25 protein-coding genes and 1 pseudogene are annotated in these 23,967 nt (G+C 62.1%); 15 read left to right on the forward strand and 11 right to left on the reverse strand.

Features of this window, described 5'->3' with window-relative positions:
- The first annotated feature begins 18 nt into the window (after positions 1–18).
- On the forward strand, positions 19–249 hold the full coding sequence (locus tag MVA47_RS01365) for a DUF2892 domain-containing protein (protein WP_030174540.1): 231 nt from the start codon (positions 19–21) through the stop codon (positions 247–249).
- A gap of 38 nt (positions 250–287) precedes the next feature.
- Positions 288–698, forward strand: a complete 411-nt coding sequence (locus tag MVA47_RS01370) for a DUF302 domain-containing protein (protein WP_030174542.1) — start codon at positions 288–290, stop codon at positions 696–698.
- Between the two features lie 182 nt (positions 699–880).
- Here the strand turns inward: MVA47_RS01370 and MVA47_RS01375 are convergent, their stop codons facing one another.
- Positions 881–1,102: an ANTAR domain-containing protein gene (locus tag MVA47_RS01375; protein WP_133248756.1), complete on the reverse strand. Its 222-nt coding sequence runs from the start codon at positions 1,100–1,102 to the stop codon at positions 881–883.
- Positions 1,103–1,322: 220 nt separating this feature from the next.
- On the opposite strand from MVA47_RS01375, the gene MVA47_RS01380 reads away from it, so the two are divergent.
- A complete protein-coding gene (locus MVA47_RS01380) occupies positions 1,323–2,072 on the forward strand; it encodes a copper resistance CopC family protein (RefSeq protein WP_247206386.1) in 750 nt (249 codons plus the stop codon).
- A 71-nt stretch (positions 2,073–2,143) separates the two neighbouring features.
- On the opposite strand, the gene MVA47_RS01385 is transcribed toward MVA47_RS01380, so the two are convergent.
- Positions 2,144–3,013: a M56 family metallopeptidase gene (locus tag MVA47_RS01385; RefSeq protein ID WP_247206387.1), complete on the reverse strand. Its 870-nt coding sequence runs from the start codon at positions 3,011–3,013 to the stop codon at positions 2,144–2,146.
- Complete coding sequence (locus tag MVA47_RS01390) at positions 3,010–3,372, reverse strand: BlaI/MecI/CopY family transcriptional regulator (RefSeq protein ID WP_247206388.1); 363 nt, start codon at positions 3,370–3,372, stop codon at positions 3,010–3,012. The genes MVA47_RS01385 and MVA47_RS01390 overlap by 4 nt, the downstream gene beginning before the upstream one ends.
- Before the next feature lie 364 nt (positions 3,373–3,736).
- Between MVA47_RS01390 and MVA47_RS01395 the strand changes: the two genes are divergently transcribed.
- Together MVA47_RS01395 and MVA47_RS01400 are read left to right on the forward strand one after the other, a co-directional pair.
- Positions 3,737–4,969: an Ig-like domain-containing protein gene (locus MVA47_RS01395; protein WP_051722010.1), complete on the forward strand. Its 1,233-nt coding sequence runs from the start codon at positions 3,737–3,739 to the stop codon at positions 4,967–4,969.
- Between the two features lie 129 nt (positions 4,970–5,098).
- A pseudogene (locus MVA47_RS01400) lies at positions 5,099–5,904 on the forward strand (cytochrome c biogenesis CcdA family protein).
- A 40-nt stretch (positions 5,905–5,944) separates the two neighbouring features.
- Here the strand turns inward: MVA47_RS01400 and MVA47_RS01405 are convergent.
- Together MVA47_RS01405 and MVA47_RS01410 are read right to left on the reverse strand one after the other, a co-directional pair.
- Positions 5,945–6,586 carry a vitamin K epoxide reductase family protein gene (locus MVA47_RS01405; protein WP_084248565.1) on the reverse strand — a complete coding sequence of 214 codons (642 nt, stop codon included), beginning with the start codon at positions 6,584–6,586 and terminating at the stop codon, positions 5,945–5,947.
- Positions 6,587–6,591: 5 nt separating this feature from the next.
- A complete protein-coding gene (locus MVA47_RS01410; protein ID WP_062801228.1) occupies positions 6,592–7,230 on the reverse strand; it encodes a thioredoxin domain-containing protein in 639 nt (212 codons plus the stop codon).
- Positions 7,231–7,388: 158 nt separating this feature from the next.
- On the opposite strand from MVA47_RS01410, the gene MVA47_RS01415 reads away from it, so the two are divergent.
- From MVA47_RS01415 to MVA47_RS01425, 3 genes are read left to right on the forward strand one after another with little or no spacing between them, the layout of a single operon-like run.
- Positions 7,389–8,333 (forward strand): cytochrome c oxidase assembly protein, encoded by a 945-nt coding sequence (locus MVA47_RS01415; RefSeq protein WP_030174570.1) that lies wholly within the window; start codon positions 7,389–7,391, stop codon positions 8,331–8,333.
- The gene (locus MVA47_RS01420) at positions 8,330–8,944 is read left to right on the forward strand and encodes a TlpA disulfide reductase family protein (protein WP_030174573.1); all 615 of its coding nucleotides are present in this window, start codon (positions 8,330–8,332) and stop codon (positions 8,942–8,944) included. The genes MVA47_RS01415 and MVA47_RS01420 overlap by 4 nt, the downstream gene beginning before the upstream one ends.
- A 23-nt stretch (positions 8,945–8,967) precedes the next feature.
- Complete coding sequence (locus MVA47_RS01425; RefSeq protein ID WP_030174576.1) at positions 8,968–9,264, forward strand: hypothetical protein; 297 nt, start codon at positions 8,968–8,970, stop codon at positions 9,262–9,264.
- 73 nt (positions 9,265–9,337) lie between these two features.
- Here the strand turns inward: MVA47_RS01425 and MVA47_RS01430 are convergent, their stop codons facing one another.
- The 6 genes from MVA47_RS01430 to MVA47_RS01455 form a co-directional block, all read right to left on the reverse strand.
- Positions 9,338–10,261 carry a cation diffusion facilitator family transporter gene (locus MVA47_RS01430; protein ID WP_030174578.1) on the reverse strand — a complete coding sequence of 308 codons (924 nt, stop codon included), beginning with the start codon at positions 10,259–10,261 and terminating at the stop codon, positions 9,338–9,340.
- A 276-nt stretch (positions 10,262–10,537) separates the two neighbouring features.
- Positions 10,538–10,750, reverse strand: coding sequence for a divalent metal cation transporter (locus MVA47_RS01435; protein ID WP_370623765.1), 213 nt, complete (start codon positions 10,748–10,750; stop codon positions 10,538–10,540).
- Positions 10,751–10,798: 48 nt separating this feature from the next.
- Positions 10,799–11,764 carry a M56 family metallopeptidase gene (locus tag MVA47_RS01440; protein WP_247206389.1) on the reverse strand — a complete coding sequence of 322 codons (966 nt, stop codon included), beginning with the start codon at positions 11,762–11,764 and terminating at the stop codon, positions 10,799–10,801.
- Positions 11,765–11,772: 8 nt separating this feature from the next.
- Positions 11,773–12,135, reverse strand: coding sequence for a BlaI/MecI/CopY family transcriptional regulator (locus tag MVA47_RS01445; protein ID WP_030174582.1), 363 nt, complete (start codon positions 12,133–12,135; stop codon positions 11,773–11,775).
- A gap of 42 nt (positions 12,136–12,177) precedes the next feature.
- Positions 12,178–12,918, reverse strand: coding sequence for a M23 family metallopeptidase (locus MVA47_RS01450; protein ID WP_030174584.1), 741 nt, complete (start codon positions 12,916–12,918; stop codon positions 12,178–12,180).
- Between the two features lie 805 nt (positions 12,919–13,723).
- Positions 13,724–15,883, reverse strand: coding sequence for an acyltransferase family protein (locus tag MVA47_RS01455; RefSeq protein WP_030174586.1), 2,160 nt, complete (start codon positions 15,881–15,883; stop codon positions 13,724–13,726).
- A gap of 438 nt (positions 15,884–16,321) precedes the next feature.
- Between MVA47_RS01455 and MVA47_RS01460 the strand changes: the two genes are divergently transcribed.
- From MVA47_RS01460 to MVA47_RS01490, 7 genes are all read left to right on the forward strand, one after another.
- Complete coding sequence (locus tag MVA47_RS01460) at positions 16,322–16,591, forward strand: DUF4229 domain-containing protein (RefSeq protein ID WP_165842600.1); 270 nt, start codon at positions 16,322–16,324, stop codon at positions 16,589–16,591.
- A 259-nt stretch (positions 16,592–16,850) separates the two neighbouring features.
- A complete protein-coding gene (gene ctaD, locus MVA47_RS01465; RefSeq protein WP_030174590.1) occupies positions 16,851–18,620 on the forward strand; it encodes a cytochrome c oxidase subunit I in 1,770 nt (589 codons plus the stop codon).
- A gap of 290 nt (positions 18,621–18,910) precedes the next feature.
- Positions 18,911–19,315 (forward strand): TlpA disulfide reductase family protein, encoded by a 405-nt coding sequence (locus MVA47_RS01470; RefSeq protein WP_197038096.1) that lies wholly within the window; start codon positions 18,911–18,913, stop codon positions 19,313–19,315.
- A 113-nt stretch (positions 19,316–19,428) separates the two neighbouring features.
- On the forward strand, positions 19,429–20,988 hold the full coding sequence (locus tag MVA47_RS01475) for a cytochrome c biogenesis protein ResB (protein WP_081907091.1): 1,560 nt from the start codon (positions 19,429–19,431) through the stop codon (positions 20,986–20,988).
- A gap of 193 nt (positions 20,989–21,181) precedes the next feature.
- Positions 21,182–21,781 (forward strand): copper resistance CopC family protein, encoded by a 600-nt coding sequence (locus tag MVA47_RS01480; protein ID WP_030174596.1) that lies wholly within the window; start codon positions 21,182–21,184, stop codon positions 21,779–21,781.
- Between the two features lie 1,060 nt (positions 21,782–22,841).
- Positions 22,842–23,036 carry a hypothetical protein gene (locus MVA47_RS01485; protein WP_197038097.1) on the forward strand — a complete coding sequence of 65 codons (195 nt, stop codon included), beginning with the start codon at positions 22,842–22,844 and terminating at the stop codon, positions 23,034–23,036.
- Between the two features lie 352 nt (positions 23,037–23,388).
- Entirely contained in the window at positions 23,389–23,811 is a 423-nt protein-coding gene (locus tag MVA47_RS01490) for a TlpA disulfide reductase family protein (protein WP_247206390.1), read from the forward strand.
- Positions 23,812–23,967: the final 156 nt, after the last annotated feature.

The following is a 23,967-nucleotide window of genomic DNA, read 5'->3' on the forward strand; positions in this document are numbered from 1 at the left end:
CAGAAAGGCCTCTACCCGATGAACACCCGAACAACTTCCGCTAGGTGGACGGTCGACCGAGCAGTGCCACTTCTGGCAGGATTCATGATTCTCGTGAGCCTGGCCCTGGCTACTGGCCTGTCGACCTGGTGGCTGCTGCTGACCGCCTTCGTAGCAGTGAACCTGCTGCTCTTCGCTGCTGTTGGCTGGTGCCCGGCCAGCCTGCTGATGCACCGCCTGGGACTACCACGCCGCACCGAACTCCGCTGAATCCGAACACGTACACCCCGCCCGGAAGGAAAACTATTATGGCACTGGCCATCTCCACCGTCCTCAACCTCCCGTTCGATGAGGCAGTCGCACGAACCCGCGCCGCACTGTCCGACCAAGGTTTTGGGATCCTCACCGAGATCAACGTCAAAGACACTCTGAAAACAAAGATCGATGCGGACATGGAAAATTACCTGATCCTGGGCGCCTGTAATCCATCTTTGGCCCATCGCGCACTGGGGGTCAGCCGGCAGATCGGCCTGCTGTTGCCCTGCAACGTCGTGGTCCGCACCGACCCCACCAATCCATCGAACTCGGTCGTCGAAGCGATGAATCCCGACCTGATGGTCGAGGTCTCCGGGGTCGCCGAACTTGCGCCGGTGGCCACCGATGCGTCCGCCAAACTCTCGGCCACTATCGCCGCATTGGAAGCCATAGCCTCCGCGTGAGCAAACACATCTAGCAGTCCGCGATCTGAGGAGTACCTACGAGCGCAGTCACGTTCTGTTGACCCGGCATGCCCGTTCGCCTCCTCGGCATCATGTTGGCGCAGAACCGCGTTGGACCAGTGGCATGACGGTGGTGGTGAAAGTGATCGGAGCGGCATAGGTAAAGCCCAGTATTGCTCACGTCAGGGGCGGCCCATCGGGGCCGTGGTCATGACCACCCACGCTGCGTCGGGCACGCTGATCTTCGAACTAATCGCCATGGCGTGCAGCAGCTCGAGGCCTTCGGTGGAGGACGCGTTGTTGTATTCCATCAGCATGCCGACGGCGACTGCGATCGTGCAACTGACCTCGAGGGCCGCGCGAACCTCATCGCCGTCCATGGGGTCCTGTCCGTTGATAGCCAACGAAGAGAACTCCTCGCCCGCTTCAGTGTGCGCCCCACGGGCGACGTGGGCGGTGACCTACCGGAAACAGGGGAGTTCATCAGATCAGAGAGCGTCACTGAGCTATGCGCAGACCCCCACCGCAGCGAGGCCTGAGGGTGTACCGCCTTCGGCTAACTACTACTTCGTATAGTAGTTTCGCGGCGTGGGACAACACGAATCTGGACGCGCGTCATGGCTGGTGACTGTAGGAAGGCTGGTCGCGATTGCCGCGCTCGCCGCAGTGGGCTCGTTGCTGCTGGGTGTGGGGCAGGCGTCGGCGCATAGTGCGCTGACATCGTCGACCCCGACCGATGGGGCGGTCCTGGAACAGGCTCCGGCAACGATTGATTTGGTGTTCAACCAGTCCATCTCCAAAAATTTTGCCGAGGTAGCGGTCCTGAGCACTGATAGCGAGCCGGTGCAGGTATCTGCCCCGGCGGTCACCGGAGCGCAGGTCAGTGTCAAGGTGCAAACCGCTCTGGGTTCGGGCGCCTACACCGTGAACTACCGGGTGGTCTCTGCGGATGGACACCCGATCACGGGCCAGGTCGCTTTTTCGGTGGCCCCGTCGTCGTCAGCGCCGACCGCGTCGGTGCCCTCGGCGACAGGTGTTGAACCGCCACCGCCAGCGGGCACGGTGACGGGTGTGCCGGCGACAACAAGTCCGTCAACAGGTTTGCATCCCGGCGATGACCCCGAGGGCAAGCTGGCAGATAACTGGGTGGTGGTGGTTGTGATCGTTCTGGTCGTGGCGGGGTTGGGCGCGATTGCGCTGCTGTTGGTGCTGCACTCCCGCGATGACCACGACAAGGATGACCACAACAAGGCAGTCCCACCGCCGGCAGAGCCAACAGCGGCGACACCGCACACCCCGACATCGCCAACCCCTGACTCTGATCAGCCTCCGAAGGGCGACAGGTCAGGACACGATGGTGCAGAAGAGGGCTGAGAGCGCGGCCATGGTCGCCACTGCGGCGGTGGCCGCGATGGCCGCGGGCATCACGGCGTACGCGGTGTAGGTCAACGCGGTCGGGTGCGGGGCGAGGGGAGCACCCAGGGTGCGTAGTCGGCGGTCGGTGGTGGTGTGGGCTCTGTGCGTGGCGCAGCCTGGCTGGGGCCGGGGGTGATTGTGCTTTGTTGTTGTTCGATAACCCGGCTCAACGCTGACCGTAGGACTGCGGCGCCACTGGCGGTGGCGGCGGTCTGATCGGCGTCGAGTTCGACCAGGGCCGCGATCGCGGTCGGCGCTTGGGTCATCAACGGCACGAACGGCAGCGCGCAGGCCAGCACTTCGCAGACTGCGAGGATGCGGTGGTGGCGGCCGTTGAGGTGGGCCCTTTCGTGGTCGAGTACGGCTTGAGCCTCTGAGGAGGTCAAACACTTTTTCAGGCCTTCGGTGGCGACGACGAATCCGGGGTTGCCGGCGATGCTGTAGGCGAAGGGCAATGGATGATCGAGCCACAGGATCGGGTACGGCCCGTCCTGCTGGCCGGTGCGCGCCAGCACGGTGACGATGTCGTGGTGGTAGTCCAGTAGTTGAAGGCGCGAGCGACGGTGGCGACTGCTGACGATCGCGACCCGAACCGCGATATAGGAAGCCACGGCCACTGCGACCGAGATGATGATCTCGGTGACCCAGGGGCGCATGGTGTGTTGCGCTGAGCTCAAACAGCGGATCCACACGTCGGTGAGGCTTTCTCCGGGAGCGTGGCGGGGCCAGGCGGCCACGACCACCGCCGAGACGGCGAGGAGGAAGAACGCGGCGATGCTGCCCAGCCAGAGCGCGACCATCGACCTGGGCGCGGTGGTCGCCAGGGGACGCAGCAATAGCCGCGGCATCAGCACTGCGATCAGTGCCGCGGCCAGTCCCAGGGTGAGGGCCAGGGTCACCGCCGAGCCTGCTTGGTGCGAAGACTTTTCCGTAGAGCGTCTTGTTCTGCGGGGGTGGCGGTTTGGGCGAAATGCATCAGCACTGCCGCCGAATCGTCACTGCGATCGAGGATGTCTCGCAGGGCCTGGGAGGTGGCTTCTTCCCTGGTCTGCACCGGTGAGTACAGGTACGCACGGCTCACCTTGGCGCGGTTGAGGAAGCCCTTGGTGTGCAGGTTCGTCACGACGGTCAAGATGGTGGTGTACGCCAACTGCCGATCTGCGAGGGCGTCGAGGATGTCGTGCACCGACTGCGGTTGCGGTCCGGCGCTCCACAGGACGTCCATGACGTCCGCTTCGAGTGCTCCCAGCCGTTTCATACCTTTATTGTCTCTGCCACGTCGGGGCCCGTCCACCGAGGCTCATCCGACCTCGACGCCGCAGCTGCCTAACCATTGCACCGGATCGAGTTTTCTGTGCCGCCCTCCATCGGTTCCACTGCCGCACCCGACGGCAAACTCCCACCACCGCGTGGTGCGGTGGCGCACCGTCTCGTTACCGCAAGTGGATAGCCGGCAATTCCCGACCTTGGTTCAATCAGGGTTGAGATCCCGTAACGTGGCCTGTCGAATGTTTTCGTCGGTGTCCGGTATGTCCGCTCTGGTTCCGTAAACTACTAATCGTCCTAGTAGTCACGACGGAGGAGTGTTCTTAGTGCCGACGCAGCGGTCTGGGTGGAATGGGGTGCAGCTCAATCGCCGGAGTGTGCTCGTGGCCGGGGCCGGCGCGCTGATCACTGGCGTGGCAGCAGCGTGCTCTTCCAGTAACGGGGGATCCTCCTCACCGCCGTCGCGTTCGGGGGCGTCGGCATCGGTGGACGCGCCCGCCGTGACATTTGCTCCCGCGCCCGGTGCCCGCGATGTCGACCCGCTCACCGCGGTGATGGTGACCGTCACCGGCGGCACCCTGGCGGAGGTGGTGATGACCAACGACGACGGTCGCCTCATCCCAGGGATCATGACCCCCGACCGGCTGACATGGAAACCCGATACGCCGTTGGGCTACAACAAAACCTATGAGCTGGTCGCAACAAGTACCGACGCCCAAGGCCGGACCGCCGACCACACCAGTGCGTTCACCACGGTCGCACCGAACAACCTGACGCAACCGTCGCTGTTGACGACTGGCGGCGGCACGCTCAGTTCCGGACGCGCCTACGGGGTAGGGCTGGTGGTGGCCGTACGGTTCGATGAGCCGATCACCGACCGGGCCGCGGCCCAACGAGCGCTGTCAGTGCAGACCGAGCCGGCGGTCGAAGGGCAATGGAACTGGATCGATGATCAGACCGCGCACTACCGGCCCCGCGACTACTACGCACCGGGCACCGCGGTCACCGTGGCAGCCGACGTCTACGGAGTGGACCTGGGCAACGGACTATACGGCCAAGAAGACGTGCGCGTGTCCTTCACGATCGGCGATGCCCACGTCTCGATTGCCGATGACACCACCAAGCAGGTATCGGTGTACGCCAACGGGGAACTGGTGCGCACCATGCCGACCTCGATGGGCCGCGGCGGCACCGAAACGGTGAACGGCCGCACCATCCACTTTTGGACTCAGCCGGGCATCTACACCGTCCTGGACAAGGCCAATCCGGTCATCATGGACTCCTCCACCTACGGGCTACCGGTGAACTCTCGACTCGGATATCGCCAATCGATCAACTACGCCACCCGCATCAGCAACGACGGTATCTACTTGCACGAGCTCGTCGATACCATTGCCCAGCAAGGCAATACCAACATGTCCGCCGGCTGTCTGAACCTCAACCCCGACAACGCCCGGTGGTTCTACGACTTCTCGGTCACCGGCGACGTTGTGGAAGTGCGCAACACCGGCGGGCCTGCCTTGGAACTGTGGCAAAACGGCGACTGGAGCGTGCCCTGGGACACCTGGGTAGCCGGCAGCGCGCTCTAATTCGTGCCGCTCCGCGCGGGCACGCCGTCTGTCCGTGGGTGTGAATACACCCCGAACAAAACTACTATTGTGCGTAGTAGTTAGGGTGGTCGTGTCCGGTGTGTGCACGAAACAGCGAGGAGGGCGCAGGTGTCCGACTTTGCGGTGGCCGGGGTAGGCGAGGCGTTCTCGACCGCAGCGGCCGGTGGGCCGCTGCTTCTGGCGCTGGGTGCATGCCTGGCGGCCGGACTCATCTCGTTCGCCTCACCCTGTGTCATTCCGCTCGTGCCCGGGTATGTGTCCTATCTCGTCGGCATTTCCGCAGGCGGAAACTCCCCGGAGGCGGACGGTCATGCGCTGCAGGGTATTCGGCGGTTCCGGGTGGCCGGTGCTGCACTATTGTTTGTCGCCGGGTTCACTGTGGTGTTCGTGTTGGCCACCGCCACCATTTTTGGTGTCACCTCGACGTTGATCGTCAATCGCGAGATTCTTCAGCGCGTCGGTGGCGTCATCACCATTGTGATGGGGCTGGTGTTTATCGGTGCTTTTCCTGTCCTGCAACGGGAGGCGCGGTTTCATCCTCGTCAGGTATCGCACCTGGTGGGTGCCCCGCTGTTGGGCGGGGTGTTCGCTTTGGGGTGGACCCCGTGTCTGGGGCCGACGCTGGCGGCGATCATCGCCACCGCCAGCGGTACCGCTGACACCACCGCGGCTCGGGGGTGGCGATGATCGTGGCGTACTGCCTGGGTTTGGGGCTGCCGTTCGTGGCGATGGCGTTTGGCTCGGCGTGGGCGGTGCGGGCTGTGGGCGTGTTGCGGCGCAATTCGCGGCGCATCCAGATAGTGGGCGGGCTGCTGATGGTGGCGGTGGGTATCGCGCTGATCACCGGCATCTGGGACCACTTTGTGGTGTGGGTCCGGGACATGTTCATCACCGACACCACCCTGCCGATCTAACCCCACCCCAGGCGCGCGTGCGTCGGTGAGGAGTACGAGGTCAGCCCAGAGTGGACCAGTACCACCAGAACTCGATGATGATGAGCGTGAGGATGCTCAGCGCCCACACGACCGGGACCACCGAGTGCACACTGATCAATGCATCGACCAGACGCCGTGCCCGGCCCCTGACGATCATCTGGTCAAGGTTGCGCAGGGTGACGTACCAGAACGCCACCACCACCACGATCCATACCGCCATGCAATACGGGCACAGCGCCCCGATCTCGTACAAGCTCTGCACGATCAGCCAATGGACGAACACCACGGCCGCGCTCAACCCCACCTGGGTGCTGATCCATATCCAGGCGGGAGTGGCGGGGGTGAGCAGCACTGCGATCGCGAGGACAGCGGTGAACCCGGCGATACCCAGCAGAGAATTGGGAAAACCGAACACCGCAGCCTGCGGGGTATCCATGATCGACCCGCAGTTCACAATGGGGTTGAGGCTGCAGGTGGGGGTGTAGTCCGGGTCGGTGGCCAGCTCGAACTTTTCCACCGTCAGCGTGAACGCTGCGATCAGGCCGATGACCCCGCACACGCCCAGCACCCACCGAAGCAACCGCGGAAACAGCACAGCGCGTCCCCCAGGATCGTTCCGCACACCTGGATCATCACCGGTGCCGGACAGGTGCGACGACATCGAAGTCACTGTGCCAGAGCGTCGTTCAATGCGGCCTTGAGTTGATCGTAGCTGCCGGCCTCCACCTCAGCGTCGTCAATGAAGAAGGTTGGGGTGCCGCGGACCCCCAGTTCGGCGCCGTCGCGCAGGTCGGCATCGATGCGCGCCCGTGTGGCCGAGGATGTGTAGTCGGCCTGGAACTGAGTCATGTCCAGGCCGAGGTCGGCGGCGTAGGACGCGAACAAATCATCCAACGGCACCTGCTGTTCACCCCACTGTTTTTGGCTGTCGAACATCTTCCGGTACATCGCCTCAAACCGGCCCTGGTTCGCAGCCGCGACCACCGCCCGCGCCGCCCGGTCGGCGTTGAAATGGCCCGGCAACGGAAAGTATCGAACCACGAACGTGACCCTGTCACCGTACGTTTGGCGCAGTTGCTCCACGGCGGGGTACATGGCCCCACACGCCTCACATTCAAAGTCTAGGAACTCGACGAACGTGGCCTCAGAGTCCGCCGGCGAGGTCAACCGTTGCGAGTCCGAACGCACCACCGCGCCGTCGGACTCGGTAGCGGTGTCACCGGCCCGGGTCACCACGAACACTGCGGTCAAAGCCAGGCAGAATGCAAACACCACCCCCAAGGTGACCTTAACGCTACGGCTCATCAGCAGGCCCCGGTCACAGCAACACCACCGCGGTACACAGTCAAGTCATCGCTCCTCACTTCGTGCTACTACGATGCTTAGTAGTTTACGTGGTGTGGCCGCCGGGTCAGCGGCCGGTAGTCGATGGCGAGTAAGCGAAAGGATGGCGGTATAAAGCGATGGGCGTTGCGTTGATGGACTTGCCCCAGGCGCCGCCGAACCTCCTGGCGATGGTCGGATGGGACCTGCCCGCGATTCCGCTGTTGCCCGCGGTGGGCGCTGTGCTTGGAGCTGCTTACTGTGCGGCCTTGCTGCGGCTACGCCGGCAGGGTCGACGATGGCCGTGGCATCGTTCGGTGAGTTTTCTGGCCGGGTGCCTCATCCTGATCGCGGTCACCGGGCTGGCCATCGAAAGCTATGGTCTCGGACTGTTCAGCGCCTTCATGTTCCAGCACATGACCCTATCCACCCTGGTCCCCCCGCTACTGGTCCTGGGCTCACCCGGGTTGCTGCTCTTTGCCGTGGTACCGAACCAGGGCACGGGCAGAAGTATCCGGCGAGCCATCCTCCGCGCGGCCAGGTCACTGCCGAGCCGGGTGCTGCTGCACCCGGGTTTCGCGATCCCGGTGTTCTTGTTCAGTTTCTACGGTCTGTATCTGTCACCGATCTTCGATGCCCTCAACACCACCTGGGTCGGCCACACCGCCATGGAAGTGTTCTTCCTCGTCAGCGGTCTGCTGTTCATCATCCCGATTCTCTCGATCGGTCCGCTGCCGCGACGACAATCGAACATCGGACGGCTCCTCGACATCTTCTTGGAGATGCCGCTACACGTGTTCTTCGGAGTGGTGTTCATGATGTCGCCGACCGTCCTGGTAGCCAGCTTCGCTGACCCACCGCCGCAGTGGGGCATCGATCCGGTCGAGGACCAGTCCATCGCCGGAGCGCTGGCGTGGTCCTACGGCGAGCCAGTGGCGTTGCTGATCGTGCTGGTCTTCGCCTCCCGGTGGCGCCGCGATGAAGAAAAGATGTCCTCTGCTGCCACCGCGGCCCAGACCGCGCAGCACGACGACGAGCTCGAGTCCTACAACCGTTTTCTTCGTCAGTTGGGAAGCAGCCGATGACCACCACGACATCGTCACCACCGTCGCGCCCCAGGTGGCGATGGGCCATCGCGGTGGTGGCGGCCCTCACACTGGCCCTCGCTGGGTGCGGTACCGGCGATGATGCGGTCCGCCAAGGCGATTCGTTCGAGTTCGTTTCCCCGAACGGGCAAACTGTCATCTTCTACGATCCGCCCGCCAGTCGCCAGAAGGTTGCCGCGCTGCGTGGCCCCGATCTGTTCGCTGATCAGAAGACCATTCGCCTGGACGACTACACCGGGCAAGTGGTCGTGATCAACGTGTGGGGCTCATGGTGCGGACCCTGCCGCGCTGAGGCCCCGGTACTCGAAGAGGTCTACGCCCAAACCAAAGAACGCGGAGTTGCGTTCTTGGGGATCGACTTTCGAGACCGCAAAGAAACAGCCCGCGATTTCGTGGTCGACCGCGCGGTGACCTACCCGTCGATCTACGACTACGACGGACGCACCCTCGCCGCGCTGGGAACCCCAACGTCAGTGGTACCCACCACCGTTGTCTTGGACCGCCAGCACCGAGCGGCGGCGGTGTTTTTGCGGGCGGTCACCGCCGCGGATCTCTTGCCCGTCGTGCAACGCCTGGCCGACGAAACCTGACCCACTGTGAAAGGCCCTCTGCTGTGAACGATGACGACGTCAGCAAGTCGTGGAATGATCCCACCGCCCTACGCACAGGCGGCGCCTACCTCGCGACCGTCATGGCCGCAGGTCTGGCCGCGGTGATCTTGTACAACAAGACCGGCTGGCCCATCTGGGGTTTCGGGGCGCCGGCCATCTTCTTCCTCGGCGGGCTGGGCGCATTGGCCCAGACCTACCGCGTCTGGAAGCGCGGCGGCACCTGGCCGATTTGGCAAGGCATCGGCTGGCTGCTGCTCATGACCATGCTGGTCGCACTCGGAGTCCCCGACATCAGCTGACCCCGTGCGGGCGGCCACCCGTGCAGGTGTATGCAAAGTCCGCCGGCGCCCGGTGGGGCAGAGGGCTGCTCACTCACCACGACAAGTCGTGGCAGCCCGACCCCTGCGCGGGTTCGACCTGCACGGTGGCGTGCTCGAGACCGTGCCGGGCAGCCAACATGTGCTGGACAGCAGCGAGCACCACAGCAGAGTCGGCATCGGGTGTGATCACCACATGAGCCGAGGCCACCTCCATGCCCGAGGTCAGCGTCCACACATGCAGATCGTGTACCTGCACCACTCCTTCCACGGCGACCACATCCGCGCGCACCGCGTCGACATCGATGCCTGCCGGGGCATGCTGAAGCAAGATACGCAGCGCCCCACGAGCGAGGGTGAATGCTCGCGGCAACACGAACAGGGCAATACCGACCCCGATGAGCGGATCGGCGTACCGCCACCCAAACAGCACCGTGAGCACCCCACTGACCAGCACGCCGAACGACCCGATCATGTCGGCCATCACCTCGAGGTAAGCACCCCGAACATTGAGACTCTCTTTGGCGCCAGATCGCAACAGCGCGAACGCGGTTACGTTCATCACCAGCCCCACCACCGCGACCGCGATGACCGGGACTCCCGGAACTTCGGGCGGATCGGAGAGCCGCTGGGATGCCTCGTACAAGATCCAGGCGGCGACCGCAAACAACAGCACCGCATTGAACAACGCTGCGAACACCTCGGCCCGGTACAACCCGAACGTGCGATCAGCTCGAGCAGCGGCCCGCTGAGCCACCATCACCGCCACCAACGCCATCGACACCCCGAGCACGTCGGTGAACACATGCGCCGAATCAGAAAGCAACGCCAGCGACGACGTCGCCAAACCCACAATCACCTGAGCCAGCAGGGTAATGAGACCCAGCCCCAACGCCATCCACAGGCGACGAACATGGCGTCCAGATGCACTGGCCGCACCCCCGGGCTCAATGCCACTGTGCGAGTGTCCGGCCCCCATCAAAACTCGTTACGTAGTCGTATGCGCATGCGTGCAAGTATGGCCTGGTTGCGGGTCGGCTCGCAAGACATGTTCGTAGTGTGGGCGGTCTCAACTTAGACAGCCAACGGGGTGGAGGCATCAAAGCTATGCGCCGTCGACGAAGCCGATTGGCGATAGCCGACGCTCCGGCTCGTCGGTCCGGGATTCGGATCAGCGGAAGCGTACCAACCCGCCGCGTGCTCGCAGCAGGACCACTGTCTTGCAAGCGATTTCCGACGGACTGTCGAAGCAGACCTAGCCGACTACGGTGGGATAGATCAACGCCACATTCAAAACGATGATGACCACCGCGGTTAGCCACGCCATGGCACTTGTGACGCGATGATTGGTGTCCCGTCCCATTAGCGTGCGATCGCTGGTTAACCGCACCAGAGGAATCAGCGCAAACGGTATTCCAAACGACAACATGACCTGCGACAGGTGGTTCGCTTGCACAAAAAAGTTCAGACGATAGGACGTTCGAGTGCCGAGTTACGCAAAGAGTGGCGTAGCAGGCTAGGAAGCGAAGAAACAGTACGCCGCCGACAGGGTGGCCATCGCTACGATCGCGGAGATGGCCGCTGTCGCCAGGGGCAGGAGTGCCGCAGCGGCGTAGATGAGGTGGTGTGGGGTCGGTAAGGTGGCGGCGCTCAGAACGTGTAATCGTCGGTCGTTGGTGGTTTTGAGGTCAGGTGCGGTAGATGTGTAGCCCATGGCCTCAACAGAGGGTTCGCCACCTTGAACCTCAAGGACTCGACATAGGGCTGAGTGAACGTTGGCAGGGCTGGTCTTACGCGCGGCGACGCGGTCGGCGTCGAGTTCGACGAGTATGGATATCGCCGCCGGAGCGCGGCTGAACAAAGGGACGATAGGTGCCGTACGTGCCAGCACAGCACAGATCGCCAGGATGTCGTGATGGCGACTGTGTAGATGGGCGCGCTCATGTTCGAGGACGGCGGCCGCTTCTGTGGGCGTCAAGAACGTATTTAGGCCCTCAGTCGCTATGACCAGCCCGGGGCTACCGGCAATACTGTAGGCAAATGGTAGGGGATGGTCGAGCCACAAAACCGGGTATCGACTGTCGGGATCGGGTTTGATGCGGGCGATGACTGTAAGTACATCGTCGTGGTAATTGCGGACTTTCATTCGGGAACGGTGTAGCCGTCGCCCGGCAGCAGTGAACTTGCCCGACAAAAACACTGCGACGAAAGAGGCTGCGCCTAACGCGATCTCGGATACCCAAGGCGACATTGTATGTTGCGCCGAGCTTAGGCATCGGATCCAAATATCGGTGACGTTCTCGGCGGGAGCGTGGTCGGGCCAGGCGGCCACCACCACCGCCGACAGTGCCAAAAACACAAATGCGGCGATACTAGCTAGCCAGCAGATAATCATGAGACGCGGCGACGCGGTGGTTTGGTGAAATGTTAGGAGTCGGGGCATAGTCACCCCGATGAGGGCCGCCGCCAGGGCCAGCGTCACTGCAAGGGTCATTGGCGGAGCCGTTTTCCAGGCAGACCATCGCGTAGCGCCTCGGTCTCTTCGGAGGAGGCGGTTTGTGCGAAGTGAACTAGGACTGCTGTGGGGTCGTCGCTGGAATGGAGTATGCCGCGCAAGATTTGCGCGGTCACCTCTTCACGGCTGTACGTCGCGCAGTATCGATATGCCCGGCCGAATTTTTTGCGGGTCAGGAAGCCCTTGCCGTAGAGATTGGTCATAACGGTCGAGACGGTGGTGTACGCCAGTTGTCGGTCGGTCAAGACGGCTAGGATGTCGTGCACTGACAGCGCTTCAGGAGCGCCATTCCAGACGGCGTTCATGACGTCACCCTCCAGGGTGCCCAATTGCTTCATACCACTAAAGCCCCACAATCGTGTGTAGTCCCGCTTAGTGGACTACTCGATTACGATTCCCCGGTTGCTTAGCCACTGTGCGGGGTCGAGTTTGAGTCCGTCTTGCTGCCAAACCTCAAAGTGCAGGTGCGGACCGGTGGAATTGCCACGGTTTCCCACCGTCGCTATCTGTTCGCCAGCCAAGACCCGTTGTCCAACACTCACCAATGTCTCGTTGATGTGCCCATACACGCCGATCGTTCCGTCGTCCTGGAGGACGCGAATCCATAACCCAAAGCCATCGGCGGGCCCTGAATCGATAATTTCACCGTCGCTGGTCGAAACCACCGGTGTGCCAATGGTATTGGCTATGTCAAGACCGTAGTGTGTAGTGTTCCAGCGCGACCCATAGCTCGATGTCAAGGTTCCGTAGGTGGGTGCGGCTGAGCGCGGCCGCGGCGGCGCGGGCGGCTCGGGAGGTAGCCCTTGTTTTGGCTCGACTAGGTCCCGCATGGCTGTGGTCAGCTCATCGAGCGGCGGTATCGGCGGCGACGTGGGGGAGCCTTCTTGGGTGTTTGCGGCAGCGAAAGGCTGCGGCGAGGTGACGGGCTGGCCGGTGACGGGCTCGCTGATGGTCTGGGCCACCGGGGTGATTGCGAGATCGGGTCGATCAGCGAGTGCAGTAGCCGCCGTGCCCCCAGCCGCGAGCAAAACCACAGCGGCAACGAGGGAGCCGCTGATGCCGGCAGCAGTGGTCGATCGAGCCGACGTGCCCGGCAGGTCCTTGTTGTCAAGCCGCTCCAAAAAACTAGCTGTCGCGAGCTCGCAGCCTCTAGCAGCCTCGTCACACAGCGACCGCTCCCAGGGGGCAAGGGGTGTCAGGGCGGTTGAACCATAATTGGCGATGATCGGGTGCTGTGGGCGAGGCCTCGGCGCGAAGTCTTGATAGTCAGGGCTGGCAGCATGGCGACGGGCGGGCGGGGTCGCAAAGGTCAACGCAGAGGGCGCTTTCGTCGATCGAGAGCGCAACGCGTGTGGTGGCATGACAGTTTTAATCTGAGTGGGCGCAAGTGGCTCGGAAGGGCCCGGCAGTCGATGCCGTCCAGGTTGGACCAGCGCGACTGTCTGCTGTGACCGCCTCGATCTGGTGGCGAGGGGGCCGGCGCGGCCACCACACGGGCGGGTCGAAGATCAAGCATGCCAGGAACGGGCAGTGTCGGATCGGTTCTGCGGTGTCGTGCCAAGGAAATGTCCTTCAGTCCAACGGCGGGCAGGATGGAAACGGTTTGATATCGAGGAGAGCACGGACAGGTTACTACTATCCTGGCTAGTTGTTCAGCGGCGGTGTCGGAACGGGGAACCGTGTCGTTTGTTCTGGGCAGGTCAGAGGCAAGTGGCGCGATCGATCATGGGCGTCGGGTGTTGCCGGGCCATGCGAGAATGGTGGTGACCGCCCAGCGAAGGACGTTGCCCGGGTTTACCTCCTGATGAGTCGTGATGACGAAGACGGTCAACAGCCATGTCGTCCACTCGACTCGCCCGAGGGCCGTGTTTAGAGCACCACCGCTGGGCCCGCCAGGCTTCTTTCTTCGATGCCTCATCCGCCCTTTCACGGCGTAAGCCACGGCACGGATGTACGCATCTGTCGCCACAACTCTGGTGTCAGACTCCGCACGAAGGTTGCGCTGAGATGGTGCCAGTCGTGGTATACGACAATGTTGCCGATCACAGCGGGGCACATGCTCTTATTGCATAAACCTTCAGATAGGTCTAGCGGCAACACGTTGGGGTTGGAGGCGAGGATCGCCAATGTTGGATTGGTCGGTTCGAGCGCGAGCGATCGTGGGGTGCCGCAGTCGTTTGCGCTGCCGCCTTCGGCCAAACACGTTGGGGTATCGATGAGACCGTCGTCGTTGTGCGGCCAGACAGTATCGCGCATGCCGAGTACGGGGATGCCCGCAGCGGCGAATCGGGCGAAGATTGGCAAATAGGTCGGGGGAACCCAGTCTCCCGGAGCAGTGTCGCGAGGTCGGGTCGTGGTGGTGAAGACAGCGTCTGGACGATCCGCGATGATCTGTTGCATGGCTCGTTGAACCCAATCGAAACAGCCGGGGTAGGGAACGCCCCGCTGGGTGGGCATAGGGTCGGTTGACAGTGGGCATCCCATTTTGAGATAAGTGGTGACCTTAAAATTGTTTCTCTTTCCCAACTCATCGAGTGCAGTAATCCAAAATTCGGAGTGCGACCCGCCGGCCAGCGCGATCGTGCGGCTGGCGGTGGTATCTCCGTAAGTGCCCACGCGGACCTCCGGGTCGGCGAAATCGCTAATTTCTCCCCGCAGCGATGTGATGGGGAGGTCTTTGACCACTTCGAGCGGCGACGGTTGCGGATCGACGGGTGCCACTGGCATGCCGTCGAGCAGGGCGCGAGCTCCAGGGTAAATTGTCGGGTCGAGATTTGCAGTGTCGACGCGAAGGCTACTGACATGATGGTCCCAAACTTTGATAGCAACGCCGCAGGCCAGCACTCCGACGAGCAGCAGACTTACGGTGACGCTCGTGTACGTCATGGGTCTGCGACGACGTAGCTGGCCACCCTGCTCAGTGACGTCGCACGACGCAGTCGAAAGCGCGGTGTGCGAGCCCGCGCGTAGGGGTTGCTCGATAAACCGGCAGGTTCCCCATGCCAGAGCGATCGACGTGCTCAGAACGAATAGGCCGCCAACAACGCCGGCATGATTGGACTTGCTCCAGGACAAATAAAATATCAGCAGCGGCCAGTGCCATAAGTACATCGCGTAGGCGATCGATCCCAACCAGACTGGGACAGCGGTTGCCAGTAGCCGGTTAACGGGAGTACCTGTACTGCCTGCGGCCGCGCGACTCACGCTCCCGGACAGAATTAGCGCCATCGTGGCCAAGACCGGGACCAGGGCCCAGGGCCCAGGATAGCTTCGCAGTCCGTCTATCCACCAGCCGCTGGTCAGAATTAGCCCTAGGCCGGTGAATGCCATCGCGCTGCGCAGCCGGCAAGACTTGATCGTCGGAGCCCAGACAGCCATGAGACCGCCGGCCAGCGGTTCCCAGGTTCGGGCAACGGTGTCGTAGTAGTTGAACGGCTGGTTGACCTCCATCCGCATCGTCGCCCAATACAGCGACACCGCCGCCACACCAGTGATCGCAATGCCTACCATTACGCGTAAAACCGCTGGATGTGCCGCAGCCGAGACTTTACGGGCGGCGAGCTTGAGCAGAGCGCCGATACAAAGTCCCGTGACCAATGTGACAACAAAATACTGGCCCTGCACTGCCATGGACCACACGTGCTGCAACGGGCTGTTGACCGAACTTGCAGCGGTGTAGTCCTGGGACCTGAAGGCCAGATACCAATTCTGGTAGTACAGCGCACTGGCCACAACCTCACGCCCTGTAGTGAGCCATCGCGTCTGAGGGAAGACGACTACAGTTCCGATGACGACCGCGATCAGGACCACAGCCAAGGCCGGCACTAACCGGCGGACCAACCGGATCAGACGTGGGATTGGCGAAATCGTGAACCACCAGCCGGCGGAGGGCGCCTGGCTGGCAGTGACATGCCGCAGGAGTGATCCGACAAAAAAGTAGCCCGACAACACCAAGAAGACATCAACACCGCCTGAGACACGGCCTAACCAGATGTGAAAGCACGCGACCAGCATGATCGCAACCCCGCGCAGCCCGTCAAGATCGAGGCGGTGAGACTCGACGGGAACGGCCAGGTCTTGCTTCACGGTTGTAGCCGGCGCGGTGCCCGTCCCCGGTTGTGCCACTAGCTGCCCTACTCTCCGTTGTGCTGCTCGTCTGCGCTGGCCGTGGTAGTTCGACGCGATCGCAACGCGGAATAATACTATTTCGCATAGTAATTACAGGCCGTAGTGGTTGTGTGGGACGCCTCGGCCGACGTCAAGGCCGCTAATCGATGTCAGACGAGACTGCTACTTCGGCTGGCGGTAGATCAACAGGCACTGTTAACTCGTGCTTCAGGTCTGAAGAGGTGTATCAGACGGCCAGAACTGGGTTGCAACTCGAACACCGACACCCTCGGGTAGCTTCGGTTTCAAGACCCATACCAGTGAGGGAAAGTGCCTTTCGCGTCGTGGTGGCGCGCCCGGCACCTGCTGGGCCTGGGCTGGCACGTTGCTACTATAGTAGATAGTAGTATGTGCGGCGTGTATGACTTTGCCTCTAGTCGGCTGATCCGCGACGTCATCGTTCTTAACGGTGCCCGGTTGGGTGCAGTTGCCCTAACGGTGGCCATAGTCTATTTCGGTGGCCGTCTGGTGGGAGTGGATGTGCCCCTCTTCGTTTCTATGATGTGCGGACTCGGCGTCGCACTTGCTGCTTCAGCATCCGTTCTGCGTCCCCTACGCAAGCGGGTCAATGACGGTATAGCTGCGGTGGACGCCGAACGCAACGTGCGCGACTCCTTCCTCCAGTAGTGACCTTCAATGTGGTTCTCCCTACATCCACAGCAGTCGCCTTCAGGTCACGCACAGAGCAACAATGCGGTCCAGCTGTTCGGTGCCGTCCGCGAACGTGGTACTGGGTGGACTAGCCCGGATACTATCCGGGCTAGTAGTTAGCCTCACTAGGGATGGCCATGCAGTCTGGATCCTGCCCCGAGCTGGTACACCTAACTACTATGCTGCATAGTATCTGTGTGACGGTTGATTGGTTCTCGGTGAGTTGGGTGATCATATGAGTCTTTTGGACGAACCAGCGAAAGTGGAACCGGCGCGGCCGTTCCCGGCTCGTACCGGCCCGAAAGGGTCGTTCATCTACAAGATGCTCACCACCACCGATCACAAGACGCTAGGCGTGATGTACCTGGTGGTGTGCTTCGCGTTCTTCCTCATCGGCGGATTGATGGCTCTGTTGATTCGGACCGAACTAGCTGCACCGGGGTTGCAGTTCCTGTCCACTGAGCAGTACAACCAGATGTTCACCATGCACGGCACCGTGATGCTCTTGATGTATGCGACCCCGATCGTCATCGGCTTCGCGAACGTCGTGCTGCCGTTGCAAATCGGCGCCCCTGATGTTGCGTTTCCGCGCCTCAACGCGATGAGCTTCTGGCTTTTCGTGTTCGGATCGAGTGTCGCGTTGGCCGGCTTTATGACCCCGGGCGGCGCTGCGGACTTCGGCTGGACCGCTTACACCCCGTTGACCGACGCTGTGCACTCGCCGGGCCCTGGTGCTGATATGTGGATCTTGGGGCTTGTGGTTTCGGGGTTGGGCACCATCCTGGGGGCAGTCAACATGATCACCACGGTGGTGTGTCTACGAGCGCCGGGTATGACGATGTTCCGGATGCCGATCTTCACCTGGAACATCTTGGTGACCAGTGTGCTGATCTTGCTGGCGTTTCCGCTGTTGACAGCGGCATTGCTGGCCCTGGAGTTCGATCGGCAATTCGACGGCAACATCTTCGATCCCGCCAACGGCGGCGCGCTTCTGTGGCAGCACTTGTTCTGGTTCTTCGGCCACCCCGAGGTGTACATCATCGCCCTGCCATTTTTCGGAATCGTCTCAGAGATCTTCCCCGTCTTCGCCCGCAAACCGATCTTCGGGTACACCGGATTGATCTACGCCACCCTGGCGATCGCGGCACTGTCAGTGGCGGTGTGGGCCCACCACATGTACGCCACGGGAGCGGTATTGCTGCCGTTCTTCTCGTTCATGACCTTCCTCATCGCAGTACCCACCGGGGTGAAGTTCTTCAACTGGATCGGCACCCTGTGGAAAGGAAACCTCACCTTCGAAGCCCCCATGCTGTTCTCGATCGGGTTCCTGGTCACCTTCCTGTTCGGCGGCTTGACCGGCGTGCTGCTAGCCAGCCCACCATTGGACTTTCAGCTCTCGGACAGTTACTTCGTGGTCGCGCACTTCCACTACGTCCTATTCGGCACCATCGTGTTCGCTACTTACGCAGGTATATACTTCTGGTTCCCCAAGATCACCGGACGCATGCTCGATGAAAAGCTTGGAAAGATCCATTTCTGGCTCACCTTCATCGGGTTCCATACCACATTCCTCGTGCAGCACTGGCTCGGCAACGAAGGCATGCCACGCCGCTACGCCGACTACCTGGCCTCGGACGGATTCACCGCACTGAATATAGTCTCCTCCGTCGGTGCATTTATTCTCGGCGCATCGACGCTGCCATTCCTGTGGAATGTGTTTCGTAGCTACCGATATGGTGAGGTCGTTACCGTCGATGACCCCTGGGGATTCGGTAACTCGCTAGAGTGGGCGACCAGCTGCCCACCGCCACGCCACAACTTCACCGAACTGCCCCGAATCCGTTCCGAGCGTCCCGCATTCGAGCTGCACTACCCGCACATGGTCGACCGTATGCGCGCTGAAGCCCACGTCGGTAAGGGACACGGCAGCAAGAAGACAGAAGAGGCTCGCCGCGAACCGCTCACGGTTGGCACTCACGAATCGTCAACCGACCCGAATACGTAAAAGTAATGCGACAAAGGCTCGCAACGTCTTCATCAACTCGGTGGACAGTTGCCGCTCTAATTGTGGTGCTCGCATTGATAGCAGCGATTTGGCCGCGTGATGCAACAGACCCGGGTCCGGCGGCGAACCCGGGCAGCACTAAATCCTTGGAGGCTTTCCCCGGCGAGCAGGCTGAGGTGCCCACAGAAGAGCTGGCTGCCGCTCGAGAAAAGGCCGCCCTTAGCCCGTGCCCATCGGGCACCGAGACACCCCGCCCGAGTTCGGTCTTGGCAGGTGTGAGGGTGCCCTGCTTGTCGGACGGTTCGGACGTTGATCTCGGAAACGCGACCGCGGGCGCCATGTGGGTGATCAATTTTTGGGCCTACTGGTGCGCGCCCTGCCGCAAGGAGCTGCCGATCTTCGCCGAATTCGATCGCGTTGCTGGTGATCGCGTCAACGTTCTAACTGTGCAAGGCAGCGACGGCGCGCAGAATCCGTTTCTTTCACTGAACTTGCTGATTGACATTGGTGTGGATCTACCCACCGTGGTGGACACCGACGCAGCGATGGCCGCCGCACTGGGTGTTCCCCGCGTCTATCCTTCGACGGTCCTTGTGCGCGCTGATGGTTCGGTCGCTGCCGTTCTGCCCCAGGTCTTCGCCTCCACGGACGAGTTGATCCAAGCAGTCAATACCCATCTCGGACTCACGCTGTGAGTACGACAACGCCGACACTGATTAAGCCTCGGCCAGATCGCCAGCGTGCGACCCGGCACTTGCAGCGTTACCTGTTCTGGCCCGCCCGGAACCTGTGGCGGTCACTGACCTCCATGCGCACCGCCCTAGCACTGCTGTTCTTGCTCGCTATTGCTGCTGTACCCGGGGCCCTGCTGCCGCAGCGAGACCTCAACGCTACGAAGACCACCCAGTACATCGCCGACAACGGCGCCGTGGGTGACGTTCTAGACAGACTTCAGATGTTCGATGTCTTCTCCAGCATCTGGTTCACCTCCATCTACGCTTTGCTGTTCATCTCACTGGTGGGATGCCTGACCCCCCGCATCGCCGAACATGCCAAGTCGCTACGGGCTCGGCCGGTCGCCGCACCTCGCAACCTTGCACGGATGCCACGGCACGAAGTTCGCGACACCGATGGCACACCCGAGCAGACCGCAGCCCTAATCCAACAACGGCTAAAAGGGTGGCGCACAACGGTGCGCACGGTGCACGGGCCTGGCTCAGAGCGTGGTTCGGTCACTGTAGTGGAAGTGTCGGCCGAGAAAGGGTACCTGCGGGAGTTCGGCAACCTCGTCTTTCACTTTTCGTTGCTCGCCCTGCTCGTGGCGATCGCCGCGGGCAAGATGTTCGGCTACGAGGGCACCCGCATCTTGGTTGCCGACGGGCAAGAAGGCTTGTGCAACACCTCCACTGCCGTGTACGACTCGTTCCGAGCCGGCAATCTCGTCGACGGCACCAGCCTCAACGAGTTCTGCATTCAGGTGCAGGCGTTTGAAGCCAGCTACCTCGAGACCGGACAACCCGACATGTACACCGCCACCCTGAAATATCAGAGCGGCAACGAGATCTCGAAGAATGAATGGAACGAGCGAGCGCTCCAGGTCAACGACCCACTGCGCGTGGCCGGCGATCGGGTCTACCTGTTAGGCCACGGCTTCGCGCCCACGTTCACCGTCACTTTCCCTGACGGCCGCACCCGCACCCAGACCGTCCCGTTTCAGCCCGACGAACTGCAAACAATGATGTCTAGTGGAGCAGCACGTTTCGACACGCCAGCTGGCCTGTATCCCGACGAGGACGAGCGGCGGACAAAACAGATCGCCGTGGAAGGACTGTTCGCACCCACCGCAGTCTTCAACGGCGGCTTGATGACCTCGGCGTGGCCGATCCCGGACAACCCGGCTGTGGCCATCGACATCTATCAGGGCGACACCGGACTCGATACAGGCCGACCGCAAAATGTTTACAGCCTCAACGTCGACATGATCAACCAAGGCCGGCTCCTCAAAATAGAACGCGTCAACCTCCTCGCCGGCCAAGACACCCGCCTGCCGGACGGAACAGTCGTCCAATTCGACGGCTACCAACGCTGGGTATCGCTGCAGGTATCGCACGATCCCGCCCAGAAATGGGTGCTGGCGTCCTCGATTGCCATGCTCGGCGGCCTGCTGATCTCCCTGCTGATCAAACGCCGACGGATCTGGGCTCGAATCACACCCACACCCGGACCCGAGCATCCTCGATGCACCGTCGAAATGGCCGGGCTGGCCCGAACCGACCAAGCCGGATGGGGCGAAAACTTCACCCGGATGGTGGACGCTCTTGTCGACGGACCAGCCGACAAGGCACTACCGAACCAACTGCCCACCTAGACAGCCTTCAGCATTCAAACTGCAAGGCCGCGCCCTCGACCTACCCCAATGGTGGCCTCCCTTGGTCGCAGGCGAGCGACAATTCAGTCATGCAAAGCCAGCAGTTGCGGAGGTGGTCATCGGTCTCACGAATCTTTGAGTGAGAAGGGTCACCGATTGTCGCAAATACTATCAGGCGTAGTATTTTGAGTTCGTGATCTTCTCATGGGTGGTCAAGCGGAGTGTGGTGGTCACTGCGGTCGCGCTTCTGGTTTGCATTGTTAATGCAGGCTCGGCTTCGGCGCACAGTTCGATCGTGGCAACTAATCCGCAACCCAACGCGGTTCTTGACCGGGCGCCGTCATCGATTGATTTCGCCTTCGACCAGGAAGTATCAGGCCACTGGCTGCCGGTTATCACGCTGAGTGACTCCGTCGGGCGCAATCTCGAGATCTCGGTGCCTGCGGTCAATAAGTCGTTCGTCACTGTTCAAGTACGTTCAAAGCTCGAGCCCGGCGCATACACTGTCACCTATGGTGTCGACTCAGCCGCTGGAGAGTCTGTAGCAGGGGAGTTCACCTTTAGTGTGGCGGAGTTGGGGTCAGAAGGTACGAGCCAACCCGTTGAGGGGCAGCGCCGTACCGGCGATCCGTCTGCCTCTGACTTGGTACTGGCAGATGTGTCGACACCGACTCACATCGGCTCTGACGGTTTAAAATGTGCATGGCTCTGGGGCTCCATGGCCTTTGCCATCGTCGTGTTGGCAACGGGCATAGGGATGTATCGAGTAATCAGCGCTCGAAAGAACCGCTAACCTAACGTTTAAGCCGCTGGAAGAGTCACCAGGCTGGGCCAGCGTTCCCATGGTTCACTTCCCATGGAGACGGGGTGCTGGCGGCGTCCGCGCGCGCGAGGGCCGAGGCGATATCGTGGCATGGGTTATTTGACCCATGTATAGAGGCGAGCGTTATTCCCTCCAATGCCCGTGGCACCGATAAACCGCGTCTTCCGCGATCGCCGGGCGCTCCATGCATGCAGTCGGCGCACCGCACCGCGACGCCGGTATCAAGAAAGGCCTCATCTGAGGGCGCCTGAACGCGGGGTCGTGGCCTTTACCGTCCCAGGCACGGCCGATTTTATTTGCCGCCAGAACAAACTGGTGCGGCGCACTGACCCCACAGGGTAGGCCAGAAGCGGTTAGTTGATTCGTCGGAGACGCGGGTGATGCCGCGATCCAGCAGAGCGGTGAGGACGAGCCCTTTGTATCCATGCCGGGCATGTCACTCGGCGAAGTATCGCCGTGTGTGAGGGTCGTCGGGCTGAGTCTCACAACTACGCGCTGTTTCACACGTATGTCACCGCCGGCAGTCGGTGTCGTCAGCGCCCCGGTGTGGGCACGGGCGCGGTTAGGGGCGATCATGGGGGTGGATTGTGATGTGGCGCGTGAGGCGCTATCAGCTCGGCTCGATGGTGAGCGGGAGAGCCGGTCCCTGCGGTTCGGGTCGATGAGCACCTGGAAACGTGCCGTCAGTGCTGTGCCTGGTACATCCTGGCTGACGACCAGGTCCGTCGGCTGCGGCGGGCAACGTTCGCCGAGCCTGACCCGCGTGCGGCCGCAGCTGTTATGGCGGCCGCGGGCCTGATACCCTGCCATCGCTCGACCTCGCTGCGGCGTTCGTTGGCGTGGGCCCCGATCAACAAGTGGGCGCGGATGGATTTGGTGGCCGTGGGCGCTATTCAGACCGGTCTTGCGGCGGTCCAGGTCGCTGGTGTCGATTTCGGGATGATGCCGGCCGGGCATCACATGCCTGTGATGTCGGGGGCTCATTTCTTTAACGAGTCCACGGCATGGTCGGGTGCTTTGGGTTGTGGGGATGATTGTGGCCGGGATCTGGCCGATCGCTGCGGCGGGCCTGTGCGCGGTGCTGGGTATTTTCGGGTTGGTTCTTGGGGGTTATGTCATCGTCGATGCGAGTGCGGGGCAGGTGACGGTGGGACGGATGCTCAGTCATCTGCCGGTGCTAGCTGGTCTGATTCTTGCCGTGGTGGTGTTTCGGCGAGCGCAGTGATCAGATGCCACCGTCGTCGGCGGTTGCTGCCACAAGTGAGGCCGATGGGGAGATCGAATTGCTCGGCACTGCCCGTCGTGGTCGGCGCCGCGCGGGCATCTGTGGCCGACTGATGGTTCGGCCGCCTGAGGGGTCCGACCTAGCGTGCGCAGCACCGTGGTTCTTTGCGATGTGGTGGCCTGGGGCAGAGACGACGGGCCCGGCAATCTCGTCGAGTGCGTCGAGGGTCGCCGGACCCGCCTTACCCTTACCCTTACCCTTGGCGGCATCTCCTCCGCCGCTCAGAGCGTAACAGCGGACATGATCGTCATGCCTGCGGCCATCGATCGCGGCGCTCATCATCGTTGTGGCGATGATTGTGGCGATTTGGCCGCGAGCTTCTGAGACTGCCTCTGAGCCAGTCGATCCGGGAGTCAACCCCAGTGCGCCACTGCCGGGCATCAACGCGGACGTCAGCGCGCAGGACATGGCCCAGGCCCGCGAGCGGGCGGCTCTGCAACCCTGCCCAGTCGGTGATGGCACCCCGCCCGCGCCGGGGTCGGTGTTGACCGGGATCGTCCTGTCCTGTCTGGCCGACGGCGCCACCGTGGACCTCGGCGGCGCCACAGCCGGGCAACCGCTACTGATCAACATCTGGGCGCACTGGTGCGGACCGTGCCGCACCGAGCTGCCGGTGGTTGCCGACTTCGCCGCCCGAGCCGGCGACCGCCTGCAAGTGCTCACCGTCCAGGGACAGGAGGGTTCCCAAAACCCGCTGCTGTCACTGATCTACTGATCGAGACCGGCGTACACCTACCGACTGTCGTCGATACCGACGCCCGACTCGCGGCGGCCCTGTCGGGATCGGGTTTATCCCTGCACCGTGCTGGTACGCGCCGATGGAACCGTGGCCGCAGTCCTGCCGCAGGTCTTCGAATCAACCGACGAACTC

The organism is Williamsia sp. DF01-3, from assembly GCF_023051145.1.
Taxonomy (GTDB): Bacteria; Actinomycetota; Actinomycetes; order Mycobacteriales; family Mycobacteriaceae; genus Williamsia.

Bases quoted from the DNA above. Each gene is read 5' to 3' on its own strand.
- MVA47_RS01365 (WP_030174540.1), top strand. From the start codon at position 19: ATGAACACCCGAACAACTTCCGCTAGGTGGACGGTCGACCGAGCAGTG.
- MVA47_RS01415 (WP_030174570.1), top strand. From the start codon at position 7,389: ATGGGCGTTGCGTTGATGGACTTGCCCCAGGCGCCGCCGAACCTCCTG.
- MVA47_RS01485 (WP_197038097.1), top strand. From the start codon at position 22,842: ATGATTGTGGCCGGGATCTGGCCGATCGCTGCGGCGGGCCTGTGCGCG.
- MVA47_RS01475 (WP_081907091.1), top strand. From the start codon at position 19,429: ATGCGCACCGCCCTAGCACTGCTGTTCTTGCTCGCTATTGCTGCTGTA.
- MVA47_RS01420 (WP_030174573.1), top strand. From the start codon at position 8,330: ATGACCACCACGACATCGTCACCACCGTCGCGCCCCAGGTGGCGATGG.
- MVA47_RS01390 (WP_247206388.1), bottom strand. From the start codon at position 3,372: ATGAAACGGCTGGGAGCACTCGAAGCGGACGTCATGGACGTCCTGTGG.
- MVA47_RS01490 (WP_247206390.1), top strand. From the start codon at position 23,389: ATGATTGTGGCGATTTGGCCGCGAGCTTCTGAGACTGCCTCTGAGCCA.
- MVA47_RS01430 (WP_030174578.1), bottom strand. From the start codon at position 10,261: ATGGGGGCCGGACACTCGCACAGTGGCATTGAGCCCGGGGGTGCGGCC.
- MVA47_RS01370 (WP_030174542.1), top strand. From the start codon at position 288: ATGGCACTGGCCATCTCCACCGTCCTCAACCTCCCGTTCGATGAGGCA.
- ctaD (WP_030174590.1), top strand. From the start codon at position 16,851: ATGAGTCTTTTGGACGAACCAGCGAAAGTGGAACCGGCGCGGCCGTTC.
- MVA47_RS01445 (WP_030174582.1), bottom strand. From the start codon at position 12,135: ATGAAGCAATTGGGCACCCTGGAGGGTGACGTCATGAACGCCGTCTGG.
- MVA47_RS01410 (WP_062801228.1), bottom strand. From the start codon at position 7,230: ATGAGCCGTAGCGTTAAGGTCACCTTGGGGGTGGTGTTTGCATTCTGC.
- MVA47_RS01405 (WP_084248565.1), bottom strand. From the start codon at position 6,586: ATGTCGTCGCACCTGTCCGGCACCGGTGATGATCCAGGTGTGCGGAAC.